Origin of the sequence: Bradyrhizobium yuanmingense (genome assembly GCF_900094575.1) — a bacterium.
Lineage (GTDB): Bacteria > Pseudomonadota > Alphaproteobacteria > Rhizobiales > Xanthobacteraceae > Bradyrhizobium > Bradyrhizobium yuanmingense.
In genome coordinates, this window is sequence record NZ_FMAE01000004.1 from 568,121 (window position 1) to 591,609 (window position 23,489).

Here is a 23,489-nt window from a genome sequence, read left to right on the forward strand (position 1 = left end):
ATGTCTGGAGTCGCCCGAATGAATGCCGAAACGCAGCAGAGGATTCTTGACGCCGTCGACAGCGGCTTCGAGGCTCAGCTCGCAACCACCCGCGATTTCGTCGCGATCCCTTCGACCCGCGGGGCGGAGGGACCATGCCAGGACATGATCGGCGATCTCCTGCGCGAACGTGGCTACGAGGTCGACGACTGGCATATCGACGTCGAGGATTTGAAGGATCTGCGCGGCTTCGGTCCGATCGAGCACGACTTCTCGAAGGCGCGATCCGTGGTGGGAACTTACCGTCCGAGAACCAATGGCGGCAAGTCGCTGATCCTGCAAGGGCACTGCGATGTGGTGCCGGCCGGTCCGCTGGAATTGTGGGAAACGCCGCCATTCGCGCCGGTCATCAAGGACGGCAAGATGTTCGGCCGCGGTGCCTGCGACATGAAGTCCGGGACGATCGGTGCGCTCTATGCGCTGGACGCGATCAAGGCCGCGGGCTTCAGGCCGACGGCGCGGATCCATTTCCAATCGGTGATCGAGGAGGAGAGCACCGGTGTCGGCGCACTCTCGACGCTGCAACGCGGCTATCGCGCGGACGCCTGCTTCATTCCGGAGCCGACCGGCGGCAAGATGGTGCGCTCCCAGGTCGGCGTGATCTGGTTCCGCCTCCGCGTGAAGGGGCATCCGACCCACGTTGCCTTCGCAGGCTCCGGCGCGAACGCGATCATGGCGGCATATCACCTGATCCAGGCGCTGCAAAAGCTCGAGATCGAATGGAACGAGCGGGCCAAGGCCGACCGTCACTTCAAGACGCTCGACCATCCCGTCAACTTCAACGCCGGCATCATCAAGGGCGGCGACTGGGCGTCGAGCGTGCCGGCCTGGTGCGATGTCGACTGCCGGATTGCGGTGTTGCCGGGCTGGTCGATCGCCGATCACCAGAAGGAGATCATGGCTTGCGTCGCCGCCGCTTCGCGCAACCACCGCTTCCTCGCCAACAATCCGCCGCAGGTCGAATGGTCCGGCTTCCTGTCGGAAGGCTATGAGCTGACCAACGCCGCGGAGCCCGAGGCTGCGTTCGGTAAGGCCTTCAACAGGGTCTATGGCGGTACGCCAGAGGACCTCGTCTTCACGGCGCTGACCGACACGCGCTTCTACGGCCTCAACCACGGCATCCCGAGTCTGTGTTTTGGTGCCAGCGGAGGCGAGATGCACGGCTTCAACGAGTTCGTCGACCTGGAGTCATTGAAGAAGGCGACCAAGGCGATGGCGCTGTTCATCGCGGAATGGTGCGGCGTGGAGAAGGCGTAGCGGTCTCCCCATCGCCACTGCGGTAGGGTGGGCAAAGGCGCACTTGCGCCATGCCCACCACCTTTCTCTCCGATGAACCAAGATGGTGGGCACGCTCCGCTTTGCCCACCCTGTACCCTCGTAGCAGTCGCTGCCCAATCCACCGGCTCCCTCAATCCTTTAAGCTTAAAAGAAAGACTAGGATGCCGCCCTGACCGGTGGCAGACTGGCTTCGGTTCGTCGGACGAGTCCTCGGGAGCAACGATGCGCGATTGGGATGACGCTTACGCCAATTCGGCCCACATCCCGGGCTCGGACAAGATGCCGGCGCTGTGGGCGGAGCGGGCGGCGGCCTACCGCGCCGGGCTGAAGGAATTTCGCCCCGACATCGCCTACGGCGCCGGCGAGCGCCAGAGGCTCGATCTGATCCTGCCTGACGGCGACAGCAAGGGTCTCGTCGTCTTCGTCCATGGCGGCTACTGGATGCGCTTCGACAAATCGACCTGGACCGATCTCGCCGAAGGTGCGCGGCACCATGGCTGGACGGTGGCGCTGCCGAGCTACACACTGGCACCAGCTGCCCGCATCTCCGATATCACTGCGGAGATCACCGCCGCGATCGCCAAAGCGGCAGCGCTCGTCTCGGGGCCGATCCGGCTCGCCGGCCATTCCGCCGGCGGCCATCTCGTCACACGCATGCTGTGCGGCGACAGCCGGCTCGAGTCCGCCGTCTACAACCGCATCGCCGGTACGCTCTCGATCAGCGGCCTGCACGACTTGCGTCCGCTCCTGAAGACGGGGATGAACGAGACGCTGCGCATGACGATGGAGGAGGCGACGCTGGAAAGCGCGGCGCTGCATCTGCCACGAGGGCATTCGCCCGTGACGGCCTGGGTCGGCGGCAGCGAGCGGCCCGAATTCATCCGCCAGTCCGATCTGATGGCGAACATCTGGACCGGCTTCGACGTGCCGACGCACCTCGTCGTCGAGCCCGGCCTCAACCATTTCACGGTGATCGACGGGCTCAAGGATCCGTCGTCACAGATCACCGCGCGCCTGATCGGCCTCGATGAATGAGACCAGGGACGATCGATCGAGAGGGCCAGCCATGACGTCCAGCGATTACGATCCCACAAGCGAAGGCGCCGAGACCGATTTCACCCGGCGCATGTCCTACGGTGATTATCTCGCGCTGGACGCGATCCTCGGTGCGCAGCATCCGCTGTCGGAGGCGCATGACGAGATGCTGTTCATCATCCAGCATCAGACCACGGAACTGTGGATGCGGCTCGCCATCCACGAGCTCGCCGCTGCGCGCCGTGCGATCTCACGGGATGAGGTGCAACCCGCGATGAAGATGCTGGCCCGGATGTCGCGTATCTTCGAGCAGCTCAACGGCGCCTGGGACGTGCTGCGCACGATGACGCCCAGCGAGTATACCCGCTTCCGCTCGCAACTCGGACAATCCTCGGGCTTTCAGTCGCGGCAATACCGGCTGATCGAATTTCTGCTCGGCAACCGCAACCACGCCATGCTGAAGCCGCACGCGCACGATGCGGAGACGATCAAGCTGCTCGAAGCCGAGCTCGGGACGCCGAGCCTCTATGACGAGGTGCTGCGGCTTGCCGACCGCAACGGGCTCAAGATGCCTGCTGCGGTGCTGGCGCGCGACGTTCGCGAAACCCACAGCTTCAACGAAGGCGTGCTGCAGGCCTGGCGTATCGTCTACGAGGCGCCGGAAACCCACTGGATGCTCTACGAACTGGCCGAGAAGCTGGTCGATTTCGAGGATTATTTCCGGCGCTGGCGCTTCAACCACGTCACCACGGTCGAGCGCGTCATCGGCTTCAAGCGTGGTACCGGCGGCACTGGCGGCGTCAGTTATCTCAAGCGCATGCTCGAGGTCGAACTGTTTCCCGAACTCTGGCGCGTGCGTACGATTCTGTAGGGATGTCCATGACCCGGCTTCGCGTCTACGACGATACTAGAGCCTTGTTCCATTTGCCTGACGGCGTGATCTATCTCGACGGCAACTCGCTGGGTGCGCTGCCGCTGGGCGTTGCCGAGCGTGTCAACCGCGTGATCACCGAGGAATGGGGCAACGAGCTGATCCGCGCCTGGAATAGTGCAGGCTGGTATGTGCAGCCGCGCCATGTCGGCGACCGCATCGCGCGGTTGATCGGCGCGGAGGCCGGCTCGGTCATGGTCGGCGACACGCTGTCGCTCAAGGTCTATCAGGCGCTAGCTGCCGCGCTGGACATGAGCGTCTCGCGCAAGGTGATCCTGTCGGATACCGGTAACTTCCCGACTGACCTCTACATGGCCGAAGGCCTGATCGCGACGCTCGGACGGGGCCATCAATTGCGCCTGGTAGCACCGGAGGAGATCGAGGACGCATTGTCTGAGGAGATCGCCGTTCTGTACATCACCGAGGTCGACTATCGCACCGGCCGCCGCCACGACATGGCGAAGTTGACAGCGAAAGCGCATGCGCTCGGCATCGTCACGGTCTGGGATCTCGCCCATTCCGCCGGCGCGCTGCCGGTCGATCTCGCCGGGAGCGGCGCCGATTTCGCCGCGGGGTGCACCTACAAATATCTCAACGCCGGCCCCGGCGCGCCGGCCTTCCTCTATGTCGCACCGCGCCATGCCGACGGCGCGCGCGCCGCGCTGTCGGGGTGGATGGGCCACGCAAAACCGTTTGCTTTCGAGCTTGCCTATGCGTCCGCGGGCGGCGTCGAGCGCATGCGCGTCGGCACCCCGCCGGTGCTCGCCATGGCGGCGTTGGAGGCCTCGCTCGATATCTGGGACAAGGTCGATATTACCGAGGTTCGTGCGCGTTCGCTGGCGCTGGGCGATCTCCTGATCGGTGAAGTCGAGCGCCGTTGTCCGCAACTCAAGCTCGTGACGCCGCGCGACCATGAGCTGCGCGGCTCGCAAGTCTCCTTCGCCTTCGCCGGCGGCTACGCCGCGATGCAGGCCCTGATCGCCCGCGGTGTCGTCGGCGACTTTCGCGCGCCCGACATCATGCGCTTCGGCCTCACGCCGCTGTACATCGGCGAGAGCGAGATCGTGCGGGCCGCGGAGATCATCGAGGAGGTGATTTCGGGGGAGATGTGGCGACGGCCGGAATATCAGGTCGTGCATGCAGTGACGTGAGGGCGGTCTCGCGCCCCCGGGCGCAGTGCAGCGCTTCCCGGCTCTGCGCGCCGATGTCAGCATCGCCATTACCTCGGACGTCATTGCTTTGCGGCTTGAAGCAATTCACGTTGAGCCAACAAGAAGTTGGGAGGAGATCCGATGACGCCGCTCGAGAAGCTTAAAGCGATGAAGATGCCGTTCGCCGAACTCAAGGGCGTCGAGTTTGTCGAGGCGGAGAAGGACCGCGTGGTGGCGCGGATGACGGTCCGGCCCGAACTCTGCACGCTTTACCACACCATCCACGGCGGGGCCGTGATGGCGCTGGCCGATTCCGTCGGCGCGGCGGCGACCGTGATCAATCTGCCCGAGGACGCCAAGGGGACGACCACGCTGGAGAGCAAGACCAATTTCATCGGTGGGGCCAAGGAGGGGGCCACGGTCATCGCCACCGCGACCCCGGTGCACAGAGGGCGGCGGACCCAGGTCTGGACCACCAGATTGGAAACCGAGGACGGCAAATTGGTTGCGGTGGTGACCCAGACCCAGCTGGTCCTGTGAAACTACGGGACTTTGATTTTATTAACGAATTGGTCGCTTCGGTGCCCGAAACTTGGGCAGGTCTCCGTCTTGAAAATCATGGTGCGATGCACAATATAGGAGGCCTAGGGATTCGAACGCCTCCTCGAGGGACACCAAGAGGAGTTCTGACGTGGTACTTGAAGATACCGTCCGTACCGTTCCCGGCTATGTGCGGACCCTGATCCAGCAGGAAGAATTGCCGCTCCTGCGCGATCACCTGCTGAGGCTTGATGCCGGCAGCCGGCACGACCGTTTCAACGGCTTTCTCGACGACAGCTTCATCGAGCGCTACGCCGCCCGCTGTGCCGAGGACGGCACCGTCATCGTTGCCTATATCGTCGAAGGCGTGGTGCGCGGCGCGGCCGAGCTGCACCCGCCGGAGGACGGTTCCTTGCCGGAGGTCGCCTTCAGCGTGGAAGCCTCCGCGCGCCGCCAGGGCGTCGGCACCGTGCTGTTCCGCCGCCTGATCGCAGAGGCCCGCTGGAAGGGCTACAAGCAGCTGCGCATCACGACGGGCGCGGACAATCATGCGATGCGGGCGCTCGCCAGGAAGTTCGGGGCCCATCTGGCTTTCCGCCATGGTGAATCGACCGGCACGATCGACCTCGCCAAGACGCCCGAGGCCGAGCTTGCCGATCTCGCGGCCTCGCCGTTCACGGCCGGGCGCGCGCTTCTCAGCTTCAACAGCACGTGCTGGAAGCTGATCTCGAGCATGTACGGCAATCGCGCCGCATAACCGGGAAATTGCGGACAGGAATCAAAAAGCGGACCGGCCAGGCCGGTCCGCTTTCGTGTTCGGTGCGATGAAAGGAATGCTCAGCTGCGCGTGCCGGCGCCGAAGCGGCGGACGACGCGGCGTTCGACCACGACGGAGCGCTGCGCGCCCTGTTCGCCGGCGATCACGCGGGTGGCGGTGATGCGGCTGTTGGAGCGGGCCTGCTTCTTCACCTCGGCCTGGACGACGTCGAGCGGCATCCCCATCAAGGCTGCGGCGATCTCGGCCTGCTGCGCCTGGTCGTCTGTGATGCCGACAGCGGCGAAGATCGCCTCGTCCAGGGTCGGGGGATCGTGGCGGACGCGCCGCGTGCCATATTTGGTATTCCAGTCTGCGCTCATAACGGCCTCATCTTGATGCCGGGATACCTAGTGCCGCCAATGTTGCATTGCAATATGAAATCGGTGCGGCATCTCAGCTATGCACCGGTCTGGTGTCACAGCGGTGACGCAGCACCTGCGCCGACCTCCAACCGTTGCTGAGGCCAACGGTTCAGGGCGGCGTGTCCAGCTTCGGTGAGCCGGTAGATTCCCCGCTCCGTGCGTTCGAACCAGCCATACACATTGTTAAGCAAGATCTTGCCGGCATCGGGGCAGCGTTCGCGCAGCTCGCGCACCGACTTCGGCCCTTCCGCAAGAGCCGACGCGCAGGCCAGCGCCTGCTGGCGATAGGCCGTCATGATCGGTGCGCGGGTGCTGCCGCCGAGCACGGGGTCGCCCTGGCGGCGCTGATGCTCGGCGACGAGACGCGAGCGCACCTTCGGCTCGCGGCGCGGCGCCGCGGTCGGCGGCTTCACCAGCACTTCGACCTGGCCGCGATCGGTCACGCCGAGCATGCCGAAGCCGAGGCGGCGGCAGAGATTGCGATAGCGTGCGTCGCTCTCGCGTCCCTTGCCGCGCGCGGACATCTTCGCTGCGATCCAGACCTCGTCACCGGCCGGCGCGCGATCGACCGCCTGCAGGATCAGCTCGAGATTAAAGGCAAGCTTGAGCTCGCCGATCACCACCACTGGCGGATCGCCCGCGCTGAGGCCGACGAGATCGCAACCACCGATCTCGCCCTTGACCGTGAAGCCGAGCTCTTCGAGGAAGCGTTTGACGGGCAGGTAAAGCGCGGTTTCCAAGGGACGTCCGATCGGAGAATCAGTTGCAGCCAGTCTAGAGCGTTCTCGGCCCCGATTGAATCGGAGCCGGTGCCTCTAACGTTTTGATCGGAACGCGACTACACCCGGCCACCGACCGGGATCAGGGCGCCCGTGACGCCGCTCGCGGCATCGCTGGCGAGGAACAGGATGACTTCGGCGAGCTCCTGCGGCGTCACCCATTTGGAAAAGTCGGCTTTCGGCATGTCGGCGCGGTTGGCCGCGGTGTCGATGATCGAGGGCAGCACCGCGTTGACGGTAACCTTGCCCTTCCACTCGTTTGCGAGGGCCTCGGTCAGGCGATGCACGCCGGCTTTCGACGCGGCATAGGGGCCCATCCCGTTGCCGGCCTGCAGTGCGCCCATGGCGCCGATATTGACGATGCGGCCGGCCTTGGACTTGGCAAGGTGCGGCAACGCCGCACGCGAGGCGTTGAGCGCGGTCAGCACGTTCAGCGCATGCATGCGCTGCCACGTCGCGATATCGCCGTCGCCGACGGTCTCGAAGGCAAAGCCGCCGGCGATGTTGATCAATGCGTCGAGCCGGCCGAAATGCTTTGCCGCCGCATCGACGGCCGTTTTCGCCTGCGCTGGGTCGGACAGGTCGACGCCCCCGATGTCGATGTGGTCAGCGCTTGCGGCGGTTTGCGAAGGTGCGTGATCGATGCCGGCCACGCGCGCGCCGCGTACCAGCGCCGTTTCTGCGACCACCTTGCCGAGCGCGCCGCGTGCGCCCGTCACGATCAAGATCTTGCCTTGCATGATCGTTCTCCCGGCACAGCCGCCCTATGCTTGCAGATAGCGCGCCTTCAGCGCGTCTCGTTCTGCTGTGCCCAACTTGAGCCCGTCACGCAAATAGGTTTCGAGATCGCCATATTCGCTGCCGACCGCTTCGAAAGCGGCCGCAAGGTACGAGGCCTCGACGCTGCCGATCGCGTCGAGGACGTCGGCGGGCAGATCGAAGACGTTCGACGGGTCGCGCTTGTAGTGCCGGTTGGTCAAGAGATAATCCTCGGCAATGACCTCGTCCGCCACGCCGAGCGCATGCAGGATCAGCGCGCTGGCGAAGCCGGTGCGGTCCTTGCCGGCGGTGCAGTGAATCACGAGCGGCGCGCGATCTTCCAGCAAATGACCGAACAGCGCGCGGAAGCTGTGCGTGTTGTGGCGCACATAATTGCGATAGGACTCGCGCATGAGCTCGAGCGCCACGGCCGCGGTCAGCGTGCCCTTCGCGAGCTCGGCGCGCAGCCCGGCCACGACGGTCGGTTCGATCGGCAGCGAATGCACCGTGATCTCGTCCACGACGCAGATGCCGGCCGCGCGCTCCTCCAAGCCACGGAAATCGAACGCGCTGCGCACGCCCAACGCGCGGACGACCTCGATGTCGGCAGCGGTAAGCTGGCCGAGATGGTTGGAGCGGAAGATGTGTCGCCAGCGTGTGGTGCGGCCATCAATGGTCGGGTAGCCGCCGAGGTCGCGGAAATTGCTCGCACCTTGCAGGGCGAGATGGCGGGCAGGGGAGTCCTTCAGGGAGGAGTCTTGCATGGGATCAGCTTGGGTTATGGTTCCACCGGATGCACGTTTGGCGTCCTTGCGGTCTATTACAGGGGGGCGATCATGGGCCGGCACAAGGCCATTGTTTTGACGGTCAGCATGCTGGCGGGCGCAATGCTCGGTGCGCGGCAGGCCGATGCGCAGACCTTCCAGACCTACCGCTGCGCCGATGGTACGCAGTTCATCCTGGGCTTTTATGACTACGACAAACGGGCCTTCGTCCAGATCGATGGCCAGCCGGTGACGCTCGCCAAGCGGCTGGCGGTTTCGGGGACGCGCTATTCGGGGGCGGGAGTCACGCTGAGGATTCCCAAGACCGGGCCCGCTACGGTCAAGCACCTGAAGCGGCCGGTTACGGCCTGCGCGGTGGTCGAAAAGCCCGGGATCTAGGCGCGGGCGCGCCTGGAATTAAAAAGGGCCGAAACGCCGTTGTTTCGACCCTTTTTCAAACTGCCGCCGGCCGCTTGCGAAAGCCCGGCACTGTCAGACCAGCAGCTGGCATCAGCGTTCCCATTTGGGCTTGGCTTCGTCGACCGCATCCTGGTGATACCAGCTGTCGCTGCAGATCGAGACGTTCGCGGGCAGCGAAGCCTGATCGGCGGGAAGGCGGGTCTCGCCATAGCGGCGTCCGGCGAGGGCCGCACGGCCGCCGACGGGGAATTGGTAGATCTTTGCAGATCCGTGACTCAGACCATTGTTCATCATTGCGATTCTCCTTGGTCGAAGCGCCTTGGCCTCCATGGTGCGCCCGACTCGTTCGATTGTGGTTACTGGAATCCCCATATCGGCCGCTCATCCCCGATTGGAAAGTGCTGAAAAGGAAATCAGTTTCCGCTCAATTTGTAGGCAGGAAGCCTTCTGCATCCTCCAAGGCACGCTACCGCTGACCAACGCGTGGGCCATTCCGAAGGTTGCTGAGGAGGGGTGGGGGAGTTTGCGAAAGTTACCGGACGTTGATGCGCGTTTCATCGGCAATGCGCGGTCGGCGTCCGCTGCTTCTAAATCAGGCGTTTTCCGCCGGATTTTTGCAGCGCAGCTTCGGGCCAAGGTGCGCGGCTATGACGCACGGTGCCGTGGAGGGCCCGTCTGTGGCGAAGAGGAGGCGGAAGCGGTGGAAAACCGCCCGTACTGCGGCCTTTTGGCACGCGAAATGCTTGGGAAAGGCTGGCCGATGATGGCCGGGTACAAACGTGCGGGGGCCCTCCCGGGCCCCCAACCTTTCGCATCATCTACAGAGAGGCTCAATGACCAAGTACAAGCTCGAGTACATCTGGCTCGACGGATATACGCCGACTCCGAACTTGCGCGGCAAAACTCAGATCAAGGAATTCGCGTCGTTCCCGACGCTCGAGCAGCTTCCGCTCTGGGGCTTCGACGGCTCCTCCACCCAGCAGGCCGAAGGCCACAGCTCCGATTGCGTGCTGAAGCCGGTCGCGGTGTTTCCGGACGGTGCGCGCACCAACGGCGTGCTGGTGATGTGCGAAGTCATGATGCCCGATGGCAAGACCCCGCATCCGTCCAACAAGCGCGCCACCATCCTGGACGATTCCGGCGCCTGGTTCGGCTTCGAGCAGGAATACTTCTTCTACAAGGACGGCCGTCCGCTCGGCTTCCCGACCGCCGGCTATCCCGCGCCGCAAGGCCCGTACTACACCGGCGTCGGCTACTCGAACGTCGGCGACGTCGCCCGCAAGATCGTCGAAGAGCATCTCGACCTGTGCTTGGCTGCCGGCATCAACCATGAAGGCATCAACGCGGAAGTCGCCAAGGGCCAGTGGGAATTCCAGATCTTCGGCAAGGGCTCCAAGACCGCTGCCGACCAGATGTGGATGGCCCGCTACCTGATGCTGCGCCTCACCGAGAAGTACGGCATCGACATCGAATTCCACTGCAAGCCGCTCGGCGACACCGACTGGAACGGCTCAGGCATGCACGCCAACTTCTCGACCGCCTATATGCGCGAAGTCGGCGGCAAGGAGTATTTCGAGGCGCTGATGGCCGCCTTCGAGAAGAACCTGATGGACCACATCGCCGTCTACGGCCCGGACAACGACAAGCGTCTGACCGGCAAGCACGAGACCGCGCCGTGGAACAAGTTCAGCTACGGCGTTGCCGATCGCGGCGCCTCGATCCGCGTTCCGCACTCCTTCGTCAACAACGGCTACAAGGGCTATCTGGAAGACCGCCGTCCGAACTCGCAAGGCGACCCCTACCAGATCGCTTCGCAGATCCTGAAGACGATCTCGTCCGTGCCGACCGACAAGAAGGCCGCGGCCTAAGATCCTCCCGGCCCGGGCTGGGGGCTGGCCCGGGTTGGCTTGCAATCCGCCGGAGCGAAGGCTCCGGCGGATTTTTTGCATTTTGATGATCCCAAGACACCCGGCGCTGCGCCGCGAAACTTGTCCATCGCCGCCGAAAGCGGGATAGAGTGCATCTGGATGCGCGCAGGGCCGGGGACACGGCTGGTGATTGAAGGCTTCTACAAAGTGAGATTTCAGCTCGGCGATACCGTCGGCCGAAGCGTGATGCATGCCGGCGAAGGCAAGATGCTCGGCGGCAATTCGGCCTTCGCCCATATCGGCAGCTACGAGAAGACGGGCAGCGGCGTCGACATCGTGATCAAGACCGTCCGCCATAATCCCGATCCGAGCTACCGCGCCATGGCCGGCACCGACGATGCAACCCTGATCGCGAAGGGCTGGGCCGACGGCGATCTCTATCGCTTCAAAGGCGAGCTCAAGGAGCTGCCGGGCGTTCCGTTTCAGTCGCTGATGACGCCGATCACGGACGAGGAGGTGCCGATCGCCGGCGGCGTCGGCGAAGCCGGCATCAGCGACGGTCTCTACTCCATCCATTTGCGCATGCTCGACGGCCTCGACGGCGGACTGACCGGAGTGATGCTGCTCAACCAGGGCCGCATCCTCGGCGGCGATGCGGCTTTCTACTACCTTGGCAGCTACACCGCCGCGAAGGGACGCTGGAAGGGCCAGATCCTCAACCAGGAGCACACGCCGGCCAAGGACGATCCGATCTTCGGCGGCCACGAGGTCGGCATCGGCTTCTCCGGCAGCTATGACGCGGAGCAGGCGGTGCTGGAGGCAACCGCGCTGGCCGGCAAGCGGAGCTTGCGCCTGACCGCAGCGCTCAAGCTGATGCATCGCGCCTGAGCCACCCATCGCAGACGCGAACCGACTTGAGCCTTGAATTTGCCGGGCCACAGACGCAACGTGACGATCATGCGGACTTTCCTCCTTGCCATGCTCTTTGCGCTCGCCGCGCCCCTGACGGCGCAGGCGCAATCAGCCGATCTCGTGTTGTGCGACCGTCTTGCCGCCGATCCCAGCGATCCCGACAAGCCGGGCGACGTGAAGGGCGTCGCGGAGATCGCTTCCGCCGACATCGCGACCGCGGTCAAGTTCTGCAAGCAGGCGGCAAACGCCTCGCGCCGCGCGATGTTCGAGCTCGGGCGCGCTTACGCGGCGAACCGGCAGACCGCTGAGGCGATCGCTGCCTGGCGCAAGGCGGCCGACAAGGGATCGAGTGCGGCGATGGTCGAGCTCGGTGTTACCTACGCCACCGGCTCGGGCGTCGCCAAGGACGAGGCGCAGGCGCGTAAGCTTTTCGAGAAGGCGGCGCAGGCCGGCAACCCGCGCGGCGTCAGCAATCTCGCAGCGCTCGGTAGCGCAGGTGGCGCCGCGCCGGCCGATCCCGCCCAAGCCCGTGCGCTGCTCGGCAAGGCCGCCGAGACCAATGCGGAAGCGCAGTACCAGCTCGGCCTGATGTTGTCTGAAGGCGATGGCGGCGCAAAGGACGATGTCGCGGCGCGCGCGCTGTTCGAGAAGGCGGCGGCGCAAAACCATCCAGGCGCGCTGGAGCGGATGGGCGCCTTCGCGCAGGAGGGGCGCGGCGGTGCGAAGGACAAGGACGCCGCAAAGGCCTACTACGAGCGCGCCGCCGCGCTCGGCGACGAGGATGCCAAGAAGGCGCTGGAGCGCATTCGCTGTCCCTATGCGATCAAGGACAAGCAGGGCAGGCTGGTCACCACGCTGTGCTTCTAAAGCGCGATGCGATCAGGATGAATCGTCATCGCGCTTTAGCCTATTGTTTGAGCATGATCTTTTCGGAAAACCGCTTCACACTTTTCCGGATCATGCTCTAGTTCACTTCATGTAGTAGGCGAGATCGTTGCGGGCATCGCGGTAGGTGGTCTCGAGATAATGCGGATATTTCCGCGCGGCCTGTTTCACCGCGCGCGCCACGCAATCCTCGAAATCGCCGTTCCAGTCGAAGTGCTTGTTGTAGGCGTCTTCGAATTTGACCGCCGTGATGATGGCTTGCCGGATCGCCTGATCGTCGGCGCGCGGATGAGCGCGCTTCACATAGCCGAACATCGGCCCTTCATGGGCGTGGGCGCGTTCATGGCGGTACTGGATGATGAATTCCTCCGGCGAGAAGGTGCGATTGACCCGCACCTCTTCGGCGGTGGGGCGGCCCGCGATGGCCTCCAGGCGGTAGCGTTGGCGCCAGAGCGCGTAGGCGGCATCGAGCAGCGGCTGCTTCGCGGCGCCGGCGATGATCGCGCTGAGCTCGTCCTCGGCTGATTGCGTGTCCATGCGCGATTGGTCGTGCGTCCGTGGGGGCAGGTTCGAGCCTGGCACCGGTCGGCCGAGGAGCTTTTTTCGGAGGCCGGCAAACAAACCTCCAAAACGACCCCATGCACAGTAGCCAAGTCCCTGAAATCATTGACTGCGGGTTTTACGAAGTGAAGTTTTGACCCGTCGGGCAAAACAGGGGCATAATGGCATCACGGCGGGCGGAGGTCCCCGGGGTGGCGATGCGCGCAAAAGCCGATGGCTTCGCTGTGGCGTCGGTGCTAGGTAGCCCGCAATTCATTTTCGATTTGCAGGTTCAAGACGTTGCTGGACGGGCTCTACAAGGTTGAATACGGCGTCAACGATGGGTTCGGCTGCAGCATCATGTGCCTGCACGACGGAAGGATGCTGGGCGGCAATTCTGGCTTCGCGCATCTCGGTACCTATGTCGAGCGCGACGGCGAGATCATCGCCCAGGTCATCACCGAGCGGCACAACCTCGACCCCAGCTACAAGCCGCTGATGGGCGCCGACGTCGCCTCGATCGGAGCGCGTGGCCGGCTCTACGGCAACCAGATCCGTCTCGAGGGCGGCGCGGACACCATGCCCGGCGCCAGGTTCTGGGCCAATCTCACGCGCCTCGACGACGAAGGCTTGCCGCCGAGCGGAACGGTCGGACCGGGCGGCATCGCCAACGGGCTCTATGGGATGGGCTTGCGCGCTCTCGACGGCGTCGATGCTGGACTGTCCGGCGTGATGCTGCTGATCGACGGGCGCATCCTCGGCGGCGATGCGTTCTTCTACTATCTCGGCGCCTATTCCTCGGCGGACGGCCGCTGGAAGGGCGAGATGCTGAACCAGGAGCACACGCCGGCGAAAGGCGAGAACCCGGTGTTCGGCGGCCTCGAGGTCGGCATCGGCTTCTCCGGGACCTGCACGGAAGACAGCGGCGAGCTCGAAGGCATCGCGCTCGCGGGAAAGCGGAGCGTGCGGCTGACGGCGTCGCTCAAGCTGATGCGAAGAGCGTAGGGCGCCGATCGTTCTGTCGCGTCTGCTCCGGAGGCGACAATCAAGTCGCGCATCTGGATGTCCGCATTGGGCCATAGGCGCCATTAACCAACCACACCTAGCAATTAGCAAGAAAGCGCCGAACCAGTTCGGCGACCTTATCGGTCGCCTCGTCCAACGCGAAATGACCTGCTTCAAGCAGGTGGACCTCCGCGTCAGGCACATCGTCGACGTACGCAGTTGCCCCCGCCACGGTGAACGAAGGATCGTACTTTCCCCAGACCACTAGCATCGGTGGCTGAACTTCGCGAAGCCATTTCTGCCAGCGCGGATAGGATGCGACGTTGCTGCGATAGTCCAGGAACAATTTCGCCTGAATATCCGCCTGACCCGGACGGGAGAGAAACGCGTGCTCGTCGGTCCAGCTATCCGGATCATACCGCTCGGGATGCGGGCTGGTCCCGACATGCCGCAGCCGGGTTGCCTCCAGCGAGGTGAAATTGGCCTTGAGGTTATCGAGTTCGCCGGCCGGATCGGCCCAGTACCTGCGGCGGGCGTCCCACAGCGAACTCAAACCCTGCTCATGCGACACCGCGTTCTGGACAACGATGCTGCGCACCCGTTCGGGATGAGCGAGCGCTAGGCGGAAGCCGACGGGCCCGCCATAGTCCTGAACGAACAGGACATACTTGGCGAGGCCGAGCTTCGTCACAAACGTGTCCATGATCTGCGCGAGCCGGTCGAACGTATAGGTGAAATCGGATGTCGGCGGCGCGCTGCTGTGACCGAAGCCGGGATAATCAGGCGCAATCAGGTGATATCGATCGGCAAGGAGCGGCAGCAACGGCTCCCACATCCGCGATGAGGATGGAAAGCCGTGCAGCAGCAGCACGGTCGGCGCATCGACCGACCCTGCCTCCCTGTAGAAGATCTCGAGGCCTTCGATCTCGATGCTGCGATAGGCGATCGACTGTCGTGTCGAACGCAGATCGCGATTTGTTGCCCGCACGCTCATACCGATCTCCTAACCATAGAGAAACGGCGGGCTGAATTGGATCAGCATGAGCAACGCGATGAGGGCGAGTGCCGCCAGAACACTTGTCTTGCGCATGGTCACATTCTCCTCGTTCGCTCGACGGGATCAGGCTTCGCCATCGACATCGATGATCGCCCCTGCGAATGCGCGCGGCGCCTCCTGGGGCAGATTGTGCCCAATGCCGCCCGAGATGGTCCGATGCTCGTACTTGCCAGAGAATTTTTTGGCGTAGGCGGCCGGCTCCGGGTGCGGCGCGCCGTTGGCGTCGCCTTCCATGGTGATTGTAGGCACGGCGATGGCAGGACCCTGCGCGAGTTTCGCTTCGATGTCCTCGTATCTAGCCTCGCCATCGGCAAGCGCCTGCCGCCAGCGGTAATTGTGAATGACAATCGCGACATGATCCGGATTGTCGAAGGCGCTCGCGCTGCGCTCGAAAGTGGCATCGTCGAAATTCCACTTCGGCGACGCCAGCTGCCAGATCAGCCTGGAGAATTCCCGGCGATACTTGTCATAGCCGAGCTGGCCGCGCTCGGTGGCGAAATAGAACTGGTACCACCATTGCAGTTCCGCTTTCGGCGGCAGCGGCATCTTGCCGGCCTGCTGGCTGCCGATCAGATACCCGCTCACAGATACCATCGCCTTGCAGCGTTCCGGCCACAGCGCCGCCATGATGTTGGCGGTCCGCGCGCCCCAGTCGAAGCCGGCGACAACAGCCTTCTCAATCCTAAGCGCATCGAGTAAAGCGATCATGTCTAGCGCAATCGCCGAAGGCTGACCGTTGCGAAAGGATGTCGGGGAGAGAAACCGCGTCGATCCGTAGCCGCGAAGATACGGGATGATCACGCGATAGCCGGAGCCGGCGAGCAGCGGCGCGACATCGACGAAGCTGTAGATGTCATAGGGCCAGCCGTGCAGCAGCAGGACCGCGGGTCCATTTGTCGGGCCGGTCTCCACATAGCCGACATTGAGCAGGCCAGCATCGATCTGCTTGAGGGCAGAGAAAGCCGTATTCGTGCCCGGCTTGATCGCTGGTAGGCTGCCCGATTTCGTCCGGTTGAGATCCGCATCGGCTGCGGCGGTCAGCTTGGTAAGGCCAGCCTGCGAGGTGCCGGCCAGAGCAAATTGAGCCGTGGCGAGCGTCATCGCGGCGGTGCCGAAGAAGTTGCGGCGCTGAACGTCGATCTTGTCTGACATGGTAATTTTCCTGTCGTTGGCCCGTCCAGCTTTCGGTCGAGCTTGGTTGCGAGCTCACTGTGCAACGACACGGCGATTTCCGCTCGTTAACTGATGTTATTTGGCGCGAAACGGCGCCATTCCGGCGGTTCGCATGCCGGTCCAGCCTTCCGCGGGCGGCCATTAACATCGCTTTACATCTATGAACTCGCGCCGCGCGCGTAGGCGGCGGCACCATGGCCAGGTTGAAACGGGGAGAATTAGACATGATTCCGCTCCTGGCCGAAGCGATCGAAGCTCATGGTGGCGAAAGCCGCTGGCGGGCGCACGGCCGTCTCAGCGCATCGTTCGTCATCACGGGCGAACTCTGGGACCTGAAATGCGTGCACCAGAGTGGCCTTCCAAGGACGGTGCATGTCGATCTGCACCGGCAATGGGCGTCTGTCGACGATATCGGCAAACCTGGACAACGGAGTGACTTCACCCCCGACCGCGTCGCGATCCTGTCCGGCGGCAGCAGGACAATCGCCGAGCGCAGGAACCCGCGCGCATCGTTCGATGGCCACGACATGCGTACCGCCTGGGATCTACTGCACCGGGCCTATTTCGGCGGCTACGCGCTCTGGACTTGCCTGACCGTGCCATTCCTGCTCACGATGCGCGGCTTCACGCTGCGCGAGATCGAACCATGGCGCGAAGGCGCGGAAATCTGGCGCGGATTGCGGGCCGTGTTTCCGGAGAGGCTAGCCAGCCACAGCCTCGAGCAGGACTTCTATTTCGGACCCGACATGCTGATCAGGCGCCACGACTATCACGTGCAGATCGCCGGCAATTTTCCTGCCGCCCAATACTTCTCCGAGCCGGTCGTGATCGACGGCATCACGATTCCGACCAGGCAGCGCGCCTATCTGCGCGATCGTGATTTGAAGCCGATCCCGGAAGATCTGATGGTCGGCATAGATCTATCTGTGGTTCGCTTCAGCCCGGCCGAGTCGAATGCCGGATCGTGACCCTATATTGGGCGCATCTCCCATGACCTAACTGTGTATTGATTTGAAGCTCCGCCCGCGACATGCTTCCTCATTGGCCTCGACCGCAGTACTGCTAATTTTCCCGGAATAGTTGTGAAATGCGCGAAATAAACGGCAACGAAGCAACGCGCGCGCCGCGGATTGCATCGCGACGATTGTCGAAGTAGCGGGCGATGCCTTCCAGCCTCCCAGCAAAGCACAGAGGCGCACAGCCATCTCGCGCGAGCGAGCCTGATTCCCTGGGCGTAAGATTCGGCCGGTTTTGTCTTTACGAAAAATCCCGATTGCTCGAAAAAGATCAGGGTCCCGTCAAGATCGGTAGCCGCGCGCTCGACATTCTGTGCCTGCTGGTTGGTCGTGCGGGAGACATTATTCACAAGGACGAGTTGCTGGCGCACGCCTGGCCGAACCTGACGGTGGACGAGGCCAGTCTCCGCGTCCACATCGCAGAGATCCGAAGGGTGCTCGGCGACGGCAAGGACGGTGCGCGCTTCATCACCAACGTACCCAATCGGGGATACTGCTTCGTTGCGACCATCGAACAGCGCCAGCCGGCGCAGGATGCCCCGAAGCCGGCGGCAATGGTCTCGGGCGAACCGTCGTTTCCGCTGCTGCTGACCCGCACGATCGGACGGGAAGATGTGGTTCAGCGCCTCTCGGAGCGATTACTCGCCGAGCAGTTCATTACGCTGCGGGGACCTGGCGGCATCGGGAAGACGACGGTTGCGCTTGCGGTTGCCCACGCATTGTCGGGCCGCGCGCAGGAAGTGCGCTTCGTCGATCTTGGGCCCCTGAAGGAAGGCGAGCTTGTTCCAAGCACCGTCGCTTCGGCGCTCAATCTGGTCGTGCAAACCGCGGACCCGACCTCAAGTATCGTGCAATTCCTGGGCGGCCGGCGCGTCGTGCTCATTCTCGACAGCTGCGAGCACGTCATCGAACATGCCGCACGGCTCGCCGAAGCCATCTATCTGCAGGCGCCTGGCACCAGCATTCTTGCCACCAGCCGAGAATCCTTGCTGGTTCAGGGAGAGCAGATCGTCGAGTTGCCGCCGCTCGCAACCCCCCCCGCGGACCAGGCGCTCACATCGGAGGAGATGCTGGCCTATCCGGCGGTCCGGCTCTTTACGGAACGAGCGACGGCGGCTGGATACAGCGTGGAGATGAGTCCCGACAATATGCGGCTCCTCGCCGGCATCTGCGAGAAACTCGACGGCATCGCGCTCGCCATCGAGCTCGCGGCCGTTCGCCTCGGCGCGCACGGCCTGCGCGAGATCGATGCGCTGCTGGACGGTCGGCTGAAACTGGAATGGCGGGGGCGTCGTACGGCACCGCCGCGCCACCAGACGCTGAGCGCAATGCTGGACTGGAGCTACAATCTCATCACCGACGCCGAACGGCTGGCGCTTCGGCGGCTTGCCGTGTTCGCCGGGGCGTTCACCCTGGAAGCTGCAATAGCGGTTGCCGGAGCTGAGCCCGACGACGAGCAGGTCATCGACATGATCGGGCAACTCGTCGCCAAGTCCCTGCTGTCAGCCAGGCCAATCAAATCGTCGATGCGGTATCGGTTGCTTGACACCACCCGGACCTACGCGCTGAAAAGGCTCAGCGAAAGCGGCGAGGCCAATACCATCGCGCGACGGCACGCGGAATACGTGATGAGCGCGCTGGTCCGTAGCGGGTCGAACGGAAATGCCCTAGGCCTGCCGGCGCGCTCCGAACTGCTCGGCGACGTGCGTGCCGCGCTGTCATGGGCCTATTCGGATGAAGGTGCGGCAGAATTGCGCGTTCCCTTGAGCGGCGCTAGTGCTCCGCTGCTCGTCGAACTGAACCTGCTCAACGAGTGCAGCCGGGTGGCGCAACGCGCCCTCGGAGCGCTCGACGACACCAACCGCGGCGGAATCTGGGAAATCGAACTGCAATCGGCGCTCGGTCACGCAGCCATGTTCACAGAGCGCAACAGCGAGCAGGCCGAGGCCGCGCTGCTACGAGGGCTCTCCGTCGCAAGGAAATTGTCGGATCGACCCAACCAATTCCGGCTGCTGTCGCGCCTCAACATGTTCTACCGGCGAACCGGCGAATGCGACCGCCTGGTACCGTCCGCGGAGGCAGCCGAGGAAGTGGCACGCGAGATCGGCGATCCCGCAGGACTTGCCGGAGCAAGCGTCCTGCTCGGCGTTTCCCATCATTTGGCCGGCAATCAGATCCTTGCGCAGCATCACCTCGAAAAGGCCATGCAAAACGACATCGCGCTGCGCGTTGCCGGTCCCAGCCACTTCGCCTTTGCGCGCACGCCACGCATTCCGCTGGCGCGAACATTGTGGTTGCGGGGATTTCCTGATCAAGCGGTGGAACTCGCCCGTGCGGTCACCAATGATGCCGCGCCAAAAGACGTTGTGATGTACAGCATCGCGCTGTGCTGGGCTGCATCAGTATTTGGCTGGGTCGGCGATTGGGCGAGCGTGGAAAAATTGACCGCGCGCCTGAGCGAACACGCCTTGATGCACGGCTTCGTTCCGTATCAGGCCGTGGCCGACGGATTCCGTGGTCAGGTGATGGTAGCCCGCGGCGACGTGAAGGACGGCGTCGATCTTCTCCACGACGTGCTGCCCCGCCTGCACGCCGACCGCTACGAACTCTACGCATCCGGGTTCAGCGCCGACCTAGCGCAAGGGCTAGGCCGGCTAGGGCGGGTTGAGGAAGCGCTTGAAGCGCTCGACAACTCGATGTCCCGTACATCCGCCGGCGGTGAGATTTTTGATATGCCGGAGTTGCTCCGGCTTCGCGGCAAGCTGAAGGCCCAGGGCGGCGACGAAGACGGCGCGAGGCAGAGCCTCAAATCATCCATTGAACTCGCCGAGACGCAAGGCGCGTTGTCCTGGCGGCTGCGCTCCGAGATTACGCTGGTCGTGCTTTCCGGCAAACAGGGCAAGAAATCCGCGCTGACGGCTTTAGCCCAGACGTTGGCTCGCTTCAGTGAGGGGCTTGAGACAGCCGATTTGCAGTCGGCTCGCGGCCTGCTCCAGTCCTGATCATTCTCGGTGGGCGACGCTTCGCGTTATCGCGAGGCAAGCAAGCGGCCCAGCGGAGCATAACGCGCTTTTACATCACCTAACGAGCAATCTCCCAGGTTCTGCGCAAGTGTGGCGGCGTCACGAACCGCCTGGCCGGCCATATCGACGGCCCGCAAACCAAGGAGATTAAAATGATCGCGCAGTCCACTTCCGAAACGATCGACCAGGATCGCCGCCAACTGCTGGGTACCGCCGCCATGGGCATCGTCGCCGCGGGAGCCGTCAGCCTTCTGCCGTTGCAGCCCGCCTCGGGCAAGACCGCTGGCGAAATCCGCCCCTTCCACGTCCATGTTCCCGAGGCCACTTTGATCGACCTTCGTCACCGCCTCGGCGCGACGCGGTGGCCGGAGAAGGAGACCGTGACTGACGACAGTCAGGGCGTGCAGCTCGCGACCGTCAAGAAGCTGGTCCAGTACTGGCAGACGGACTACGACTGGCGCAAGGTGGAAGCACGGCTCAATGCACTGCCGCAATTCATCACCGAGATTGACGGGATTGACATCCACTTCATTCACGTTCGGTCCCGGCACGACAATGCGCTGCCGCTGATCGTAACGCATGGCTGGCCCGGCTCGATCATCGAACAGCTGAAGATCGTTGATCGCCTGGTTAATCCCCTTGCCCACGGGGCGGCAGCGTCGGATGCTTTTGACGTGGTGATCCCGTCGATCCCCGGCTACGGGTTTTCCGGCAAGCCCGAGACCACCGGCTGGGATCCGCAGCGCATCGCGCGCGCCTGGATCGTGTTGATGAAGCGGCTCGGCTACATGCGGTTCGTCGCGCAAGGCGGCGACTGGGGCAACGCCATCACCGAACAGATGGCGCTTCTCGGCGCACCCGAACTTGTTGGCATCCACACCAACATGCCTGCAACTGTTCCTGACGACGTTGCGGCTTCGCTCCAGGCCGGTGGGAAGCAGCCGTCAGGTCTCTCCGGCGAAGAGCAGAACGCGTGGAACCAGCTCGACTTCTTCTACAAACACGGCCTCGGCTACGCTATCGAAATGGCCAACCGGCCGCAGACGCTGTACGGCATCACGGATTCGCCGGTCGGCCTCGCAGCATGGATCCTCGACCACGATACACGCAGCCATCAGCTTATTGCCCGAGTCTTCGGCGGCGAGACCGCCGGGCTCACGCGGGACGACATCCTCGACAACATAACGCTGTACTGGGTGACGAACACGGCAATGTCATCGGCGCGACTTTATTGGGAGAACAAGCTTCAGTTCTTCCAGCCGAAGAATGTCACTATTCCGGTCGCAGTGAGCGTGTTCCCGGACGAGATCTACGCCGCCCCACGGAGTTGGACGGAACGTGCCTATCCCAAGCTGATCCATTTCAACCGGCTTGATCGCGGCGGACACTTCGCCGCCTGGGAGCAGCCCGAGCTGTTCAGCGCGGAGATGCGCGCCTCGTTCCGCTCTTTGCGTCAATCGTCCTGAAAAATGGAGGCGCGCGAGGATATTGCGCGCCCCCATCAGCACCTGACGCCCCTTGCCACTCAAACCAAACACGGCGTGTTCACCTGATGGCGCCGACAATGGGAGTTTCCAATGAGAATCCTGATGGTCATGACTTCGCACGATCAACTCGGTAACACCGGCCGCAAGACCGGTTTCTGGCTCGAGGAATTTGCGGCGCCCTACTTCACCTTCCTTGATGCCGGCGCGGACATCACCGTAGCTTCGCCCCGGGGCGGTCAGCCGCCGCTCGATCCCGTCAGCGATACGCCGGAAGGTCAGACCGACCTGACCAGGCGATTCAAGCAGGATCCCGGAGCGCAGGCGGTTCTTGCCAATACGCGCAAGCTGTCGCAGATGAAGCCCGCAGGCTTTGATGCGGTATTCTATCCGGGTGGTCACGGCCCTATGTGGGACCTCGCCGAGGATCCGGATTCCGTCGCGCTGATCGAAGCCTTCTACAACGCCGGCAAGCCGGTGGCGGCCGTCTGCCATGCGCCGGGCGTGCTCCGGCACGTCACATACAACGGCGAGCCGATCGTGAAGGGCAAGCGCGTGGCCGGATTCACCAACAGTGAGGAAGAAGCGGTTGGGTTGACGAAGGTCGTGCCGTTCCTTGTCGAAGACGAATTGAGGCGGCTGGGCGGGCTATTTGAAAAGGCGCCGGACTGGCAGAGCTTTGTCGTCACCGACGGAAGGCTCGTCACCGGCCAGAATCCAGCCTCGTCAAAGGCCGGCGCCGAGGCGCTGCTCAAGCTCCTGAAGCCTGCAGCCACCCGCGGCATCAGGCTGCAACGCCGCACGCCATCTTATTGGCGCGTCACCTTCGACCTTCCGCCGCTGAATATCTTTGGGCCCGAGAACATTCCGCAGCTCAACGAAATCATCACGGCGATCGAGACCGACCCGCAGGTCAAGGTGGTCGTGTTCGACAGCGCAGTCGAGGGCTTCTTCCTGACGCACTACAATTTCTTCGCCCCGCTGGAGGAGTCGACGAAGATTCCGCCGGGGGCCACCGGACTGCAGGCGCTACCTGACCTGCTGGTCCGTCTGAGTCGCGCGCCGGTCGCGTCAATCGCCATGGTCCGTGGCCGCGCCACCGGCGTTGGCAGCGAACTGGCGCTGGCAAGCGACATGCGCTTTGCGAGCCGCGAAAATGCGATCCTGTCGCAATGGGAAGTCGGCGCTGGCCTCGTGCCGGGCGGCGGCCCAATGGCGCGGCTCCCGCGCTTGATCGGCCGGGGTCGTGCCCTTGAGGTGCTGCTAGGCGCCGATGACATCAGCGGGGATCTTGCGGAACGCTACGGTTACGTCAATCGATCGCTGACGGACGCAGAACTCGACGGCTTCGTTGACGCCCTGGCCAGACGAATCGCCTCCTTCGACAAGCAAGCGATCGCCGAGACAAAGCGGCTGGTCAACGTCGCGAGCCTGCCGTCGGATGCGGACATCGCGCCCGAATGGGACGCTTTCCTCGCGTCGGTCCAGCGTCCGGCCAGCCAGAGCCGAATCAAGATCCTGCTCGATCGTGGCTTCCATCGGCCGGGCGATGTTGAGAACCGGCTCGGATATCACGTCGGCCGGCTGAACAACTAACCATCCGGAGAATCCGCGACAAGGGGCTGCCCCGAGGCGGCCCCCTCTCAGGTCT

At 63.7% G+C, this 23,489-nt stretch carries 23 protein-coding genes; 15 read left to right on the plus strand and 8 right to left on the minus strand.

The features are described 5' to 3' along the window. Window positions 1-18 precede the first annotated feature (18 nt). The 6 genes from GA0061099_RS16215 to GA0061099_RS16240 all read left to right on the plus strand — a co-directional run bounded on the left by GA0061099_RS16215 (window position 19) and on the right by GA0061099_RS16240 (window position 5,731). Window positions 19-1,296, plus strand: a complete 1,278-nt coding sequence (locus tag GA0061099_RS16215) for an ArgE/DapE family deacylase (protein WP_036000410.1) — start codon at window positions 19-21, stop codon at window positions 1,294-1,296. Window positions 1,297-1,539: 243 nt separating this feature from the next. Next, a complete protein-coding gene (locus tag GA0061099_RS16220; protein WP_036022772.1) occupies window positions 1,540-2,352 on the plus strand; it encodes an alpha/beta hydrolase in 813 nt (270 codons plus the stop codon). Window positions 2,353-2,383: 31 nt separating this feature from the next. Then, window positions 2,384-3,223, plus strand: a complete 840-nt coding sequence (kynA, locus tag GA0061099_RS16225; protein ID WP_036022774.1) for a tryptophan 2,3-dioxygenase — start codon at window positions 2,384-2,386, stop codon at window positions 3,221-3,223. 8 nt (window positions 3,224-3,231) lie between these two features. After that, on the plus strand, window positions 3,232-4,434 hold the full coding sequence (gene kynU / locus GA0061099_RS16230) for a kynureninase (protein WP_036022791.1): 1,203 nt from the start codon (window positions 3,232-3,234) through the stop codon (window positions 4,432-4,434). A gap of 141 nt (window positions 4,435-4,575) precedes the next feature. Further along, window positions 4,576-4,974, plus strand: coding sequence for a PaaI family thioesterase (locus GA0061099_RS16235; protein WP_036022775.1), 399 nt, complete (start codon window positions 4,576-4,578; stop codon window positions 4,972-4,974). Window positions 4,975-5,125: 151 nt separating this feature from the next. Next, window positions 5,126-5,731: a GNAT family N-acetyltransferase gene (locus GA0061099_RS16240; RefSeq protein WP_036000398.1), complete on the plus strand. Its 606-nt coding sequence runs from the start codon at window positions 5,126-5,128 to the stop codon at window positions 5,729-5,731. An 80-nt stretch (window positions 5,732-5,811) separates the two neighbouring features. Here GA0061099_RS16240 and GA0061099_RS16245 read toward each other — a convergent pair whose 3' ends face one another. The 4 genes from GA0061099_RS16245 to GA0061099_RS16260 all read right to left on the minus strand — a co-directional run bounded on the left by GA0061099_RS16245 (window position 5,812) and on the right by GA0061099_RS16260 (window position 8,440). Then, entirely contained in the window at window positions 5,812-6,111 is a 300-nt protein-coding gene (locus GA0061099_RS16245; protein ID WP_036000395.1) for a hypothetical protein, read from the minus strand. A 95-nt stretch (window positions 6,112-6,206) separates the two neighbouring features. Further along, the gene (locus GA0061099_RS16250; protein ID WP_036022776.1) at window positions 6,207-6,893 is read right to left on the minus strand and encodes a DUF2161 domain-containing phosphodiesterase; all 687 of its coding nucleotides are present in this window, start codon (window positions 6,891-6,893) and stop codon (window positions 6,207-6,209) included. A 98-nt stretch (window positions 6,894-6,991) separates the two neighbouring features. Next, entirely contained in the window at window positions 6,992-7,672 is a 681-nt protein-coding gene (locus GA0061099_RS16255; RefSeq protein WP_036022777.1) for an SDR family oxidoreductase, read from the minus strand. A 24-nt stretch (window positions 7,673-7,696) separates the two neighbouring features. Beyond that, window positions 7,697-8,440: a tyrosine-protein phosphatase gene (locus tag GA0061099_RS16260; protein WP_036022792.1), complete on the minus strand. Its 744-nt coding sequence runs from the start codon at window positions 8,438-8,440 to the stop codon at window positions 7,697-7,699. 87 nt (window positions 8,441-8,527) lie between these two features. Between GA0061099_RS16260 and GA0061099_RS16265 the strand changes: the two genes are divergently transcribed. Beyond that, window positions 8,528-8,854: an MliC family protein gene (locus GA0061099_RS16265; protein ID WP_036022779.1), complete on the plus strand. Its 327-nt coding sequence runs from the start codon at window positions 8,528-8,530 to the stop codon at window positions 8,852-8,854. 111 nt (window positions 8,855-8,965) lie between these two features. On the opposite strand, the gene GA0061099_RS16270 is transcribed toward GA0061099_RS16265, so the two are convergent. Continuing rightward, window positions 8,966-9,169 (minus strand): DUF2735 domain-containing protein, encoded by a 204-nt coding sequence (locus tag GA0061099_RS16270; protein ID WP_036022780.1) that lies wholly within the window; start codon window positions 9,167-9,169, stop codon window positions 8,966-8,968. Window positions 9,170-9,708: 539 nt separating this feature from the next. Here GA0061099_RS16270 and GA0061099_RS16275 point away from each other — a divergent pair. From GA0061099_RS16275 to GA0061099_RS16285, 3 genes are all read left to right on the plus strand, one after another. Then, window positions 9,709-10,743 (plus strand): glutamine synthetase beta-grasp domain-containing protein, encoded by a 1,035-nt coding sequence (locus tag GA0061099_RS16275; RefSeq protein WP_036000382.1) that lies wholly within the window; start codon window positions 9,709-9,711, stop codon window positions 10,741-10,743. Window positions 10,744-10,929: 186 nt separating this feature from the next. Next, window positions 10,930-11,631, plus strand: a complete 702-nt coding sequence (locus tag GA0061099_RS16280; RefSeq protein WP_036022782.1) for a GrlR family regulatory protein — start codon at window positions 10,930-10,932, stop codon at window positions 11,629-11,631. A 69-nt stretch (window positions 11,632-11,700) separates the two neighbouring features. Beyond that, window positions 11,701-12,522 carry a tetratricopeptide repeat protein gene (locus GA0061099_RS16285; RefSeq protein ID WP_036022793.1) on the plus strand — a complete coding sequence of 274 codons (822 nt, stop codon included), beginning with the start codon at window positions 11,701-11,703 and terminating at the stop codon, window positions 12,520-12,522. Window positions 12,523-12,624: 102 nt separating this feature from the next. On the opposite strand, the gene GA0061099_RS16290 is transcribed toward GA0061099_RS16285, so the two are convergent. Further along, window positions 12,625-13,077 (minus strand): hypothetical protein, encoded by a 453-nt coding sequence (locus tag GA0061099_RS16290; RefSeq protein ID WP_036022783.1) that lies wholly within the window; start codon window positions 13,075-13,077, stop codon window positions 12,625-12,627. 303 nt (window positions 13,078-13,380) lie between these two features. Between GA0061099_RS16290 and GA0061099_RS16295 the strand changes: the two genes are divergently transcribed. Then, a complete protein-coding gene (locus tag GA0061099_RS16295) occupies window positions 13,381-14,085 on the plus strand; it encodes a hypothetical protein (protein WP_036022785.1) in 705 nt (234 codons plus the stop codon). A gap of 97 nt (window positions 14,086-14,182) precedes the next feature. Here GA0061099_RS16295 and GA0061099_RS16300 read toward each other — a convergent pair whose 3' ends face one another. Together GA0061099_RS16300 and GA0061099_RS16305 are read right to left on the minus strand one after the other, a co-directional pair. Beyond that, the gene (locus GA0061099_RS16300) at window positions 14,183-15,079 is read right to left on the minus strand and encodes an alpha/beta fold hydrolase (RefSeq protein ID WP_036022786.1); all 897 of its coding nucleotides are present in this window, start codon (window positions 15,077-15,079) and stop codon (window positions 14,183-14,185) included. Between the two features lie 126 nt (window positions 15,080-15,205). Next, window positions 15,206-16,294 carry an alpha/beta fold hydrolase gene (locus tag GA0061099_RS16305; RefSeq protein WP_036022787.1) on the minus strand — a complete coding sequence of 363 codons (1,089 nt, stop codon included), beginning with the start codon at window positions 16,292-16,294 and terminating at the stop codon, window positions 15,206-15,208. Window positions 16,295-16,539: 245 nt separating this feature from the next. On the opposite strand from GA0061099_RS16305, the gene GA0061099_RS16310 reads away from it, so the two are divergent. The 4 genes from GA0061099_RS16310 to GA0061099_RS43115 all read left to right on the plus strand — a co-directional run bounded on the left by GA0061099_RS16310 (window position 16,540) and on the right by GA0061099_RS43115 (window position 23,434). Further along, window positions 16,540-17,283: a hypothetical protein gene (locus tag GA0061099_RS16310; protein WP_036022789.1), complete on the plus strand. Its 744-nt coding sequence runs from the start codon at window positions 16,540-16,542 to the stop codon at window positions 17,281-17,283. 305 nt (window positions 17,284-17,588) lie between these two features. Next, on the plus strand, window positions 17,589-20,333 hold the full coding sequence (locus tag GA0061099_RS16315) for an ATP-binding protein (protein WP_225125637.1): 2,745 nt from the start codon (window positions 17,589-17,591) through the stop codon (window positions 20,331-20,333). 173 nt (window positions 20,334-20,506) lie between these two features. Continuing rightward, window positions 20,507-21,820, plus strand: coding sequence for an epoxide hydrolase family protein (locus tag GA0061099_RS16320; RefSeq protein WP_036022790.1), 1,314 nt, complete (start codon window positions 20,507-20,509; stop codon window positions 21,818-21,820). Between the two features lie 129 nt (window positions 21,821-21,949). Then, on the plus strand, window positions 21,950-23,434 hold the full coding sequence (locus tag GA0061099_RS43115; protein WP_074447942.1) for an enoyl-CoA hydratase-related protein: 1,485 nt from the start codon (window positions 21,950-21,952) through the stop codon (window positions 23,432-23,434). Window positions 23,435-23,489: the final 55 nt, after the last annotated feature.

Excerpts from the sequence above, each read along its gene's own strand:
- GA0061099_RS16215 (WP_036000410.1), top strand. The coding sequence starts at position 19 with ATGAATGCCGAAACGCAGCAGAGGATTCTTGACGCCGTCGACAGCGGC.
- GA0061099_RS16220 (WP_036022772.1), top strand. The coding sequence starts at position 1,540 with ATGCGCGATTGGGATGACGCTTACGCCAATTCGGCCCACATCCCGGGC.
- kynA (WP_036022774.1), top strand. The coding sequence starts at position 2,384 with ATGACGTCCAGCGATTACGATCCCACAAGCGAAGGCGCCGAGACCGAT.
- kynU (WP_036022791.1), top strand. The coding sequence starts at position 3,232 with ATGACCCGGCTTCGCGTCTACGACGATACTAGAGCCTTGTTCCATTTG.
- GA0061099_RS16235 (WP_036022775.1), top strand. The coding sequence starts at position 4,576 with ATGACGCCGCTCGAGAAGCTTAAAGCGATGAAGATGCCGTTCGCCGAA.
- GA0061099_RS16245 (WP_036000395.1), bottom strand. The coding sequence starts at position 6,111 with ATGAGCGCAGACTGGAATACCAAATATGGCACGCGGCGCGTCCGCCAC.
- GA0061099_RS16255 (WP_036022777.1), bottom strand. The coding sequence starts at position 7,672 with ATGCAAGGCAAGATCTTGATCGTGACGGGCGCACGCGGCGCGCTCGGC.
- GA0061099_RS16265 (WP_036022779.1), top strand. The coding sequence starts at position 8,528 with ATGGGCCGGCACAAGGCCATTGTTTTGACGGTCAGCATGCTGGCGGGC.
- GA0061099_RS16270 (WP_036022780.1), bottom strand. The coding sequence starts at position 9,169 with ATGATGAACAATGGTCTGAGTCACGGATCTGCAAAGATCTACCAATTC.
- GA0061099_RS16275 (WP_036000382.1), top strand. The coding sequence starts at position 9,709 with ATGACCAAGTACAAGCTCGAGTACATCTGGCTCGACGGATATACGCCG.
- GA0061099_RS16285 (WP_036022793.1), top strand. The coding sequence starts at position 11,701 with ATGCGGACTTTCCTCCTTGCCATGCTCTTTGCGCTCGCCGCGCCCCTG.
- GA0061099_RS16290 (WP_036022783.1), bottom strand. The coding sequence starts at position 13,077 with ATGGACACGCAATCAGCCGAGGACGAGCTCAGCGCGATCATCGCCGGC.
- GA0061099_RS16300 (WP_036022786.1), bottom strand. The coding sequence starts at position 15,079 with ATGAGCGTGCGGGCAACAAATCGCGATCTGCGTTCGACACGACAGTCG.
- GA0061099_RS16305 (WP_036022787.1), bottom strand. The coding sequence starts at position 16,294 with ATGTCAGACAAGATCGACGTTCAGCGCCGCAACTTCTTCGGCACCGCC.
- GA0061099_RS16310 (WP_036022789.1), top strand. The coding sequence starts at position 16,540 with ATGATTCCGCTCCTGGCCGAAGCGATCGAAGCTCATGGTGGCGAAAGC.
- GA0061099_RS16320 (WP_036022790.1), top strand. The coding sequence starts at position 20,507 with ATGATCGCGCAGTCCACTTCCGAAACGATCGACCAGGATCGCCGCCAA.
- GA0061099_RS43115 (WP_074447942.1), top strand. The coding sequence starts at position 21,950 with ATGACTTCGCACGATCAACTCGGTAACACCGGCCGCAAGACCGGTTTC.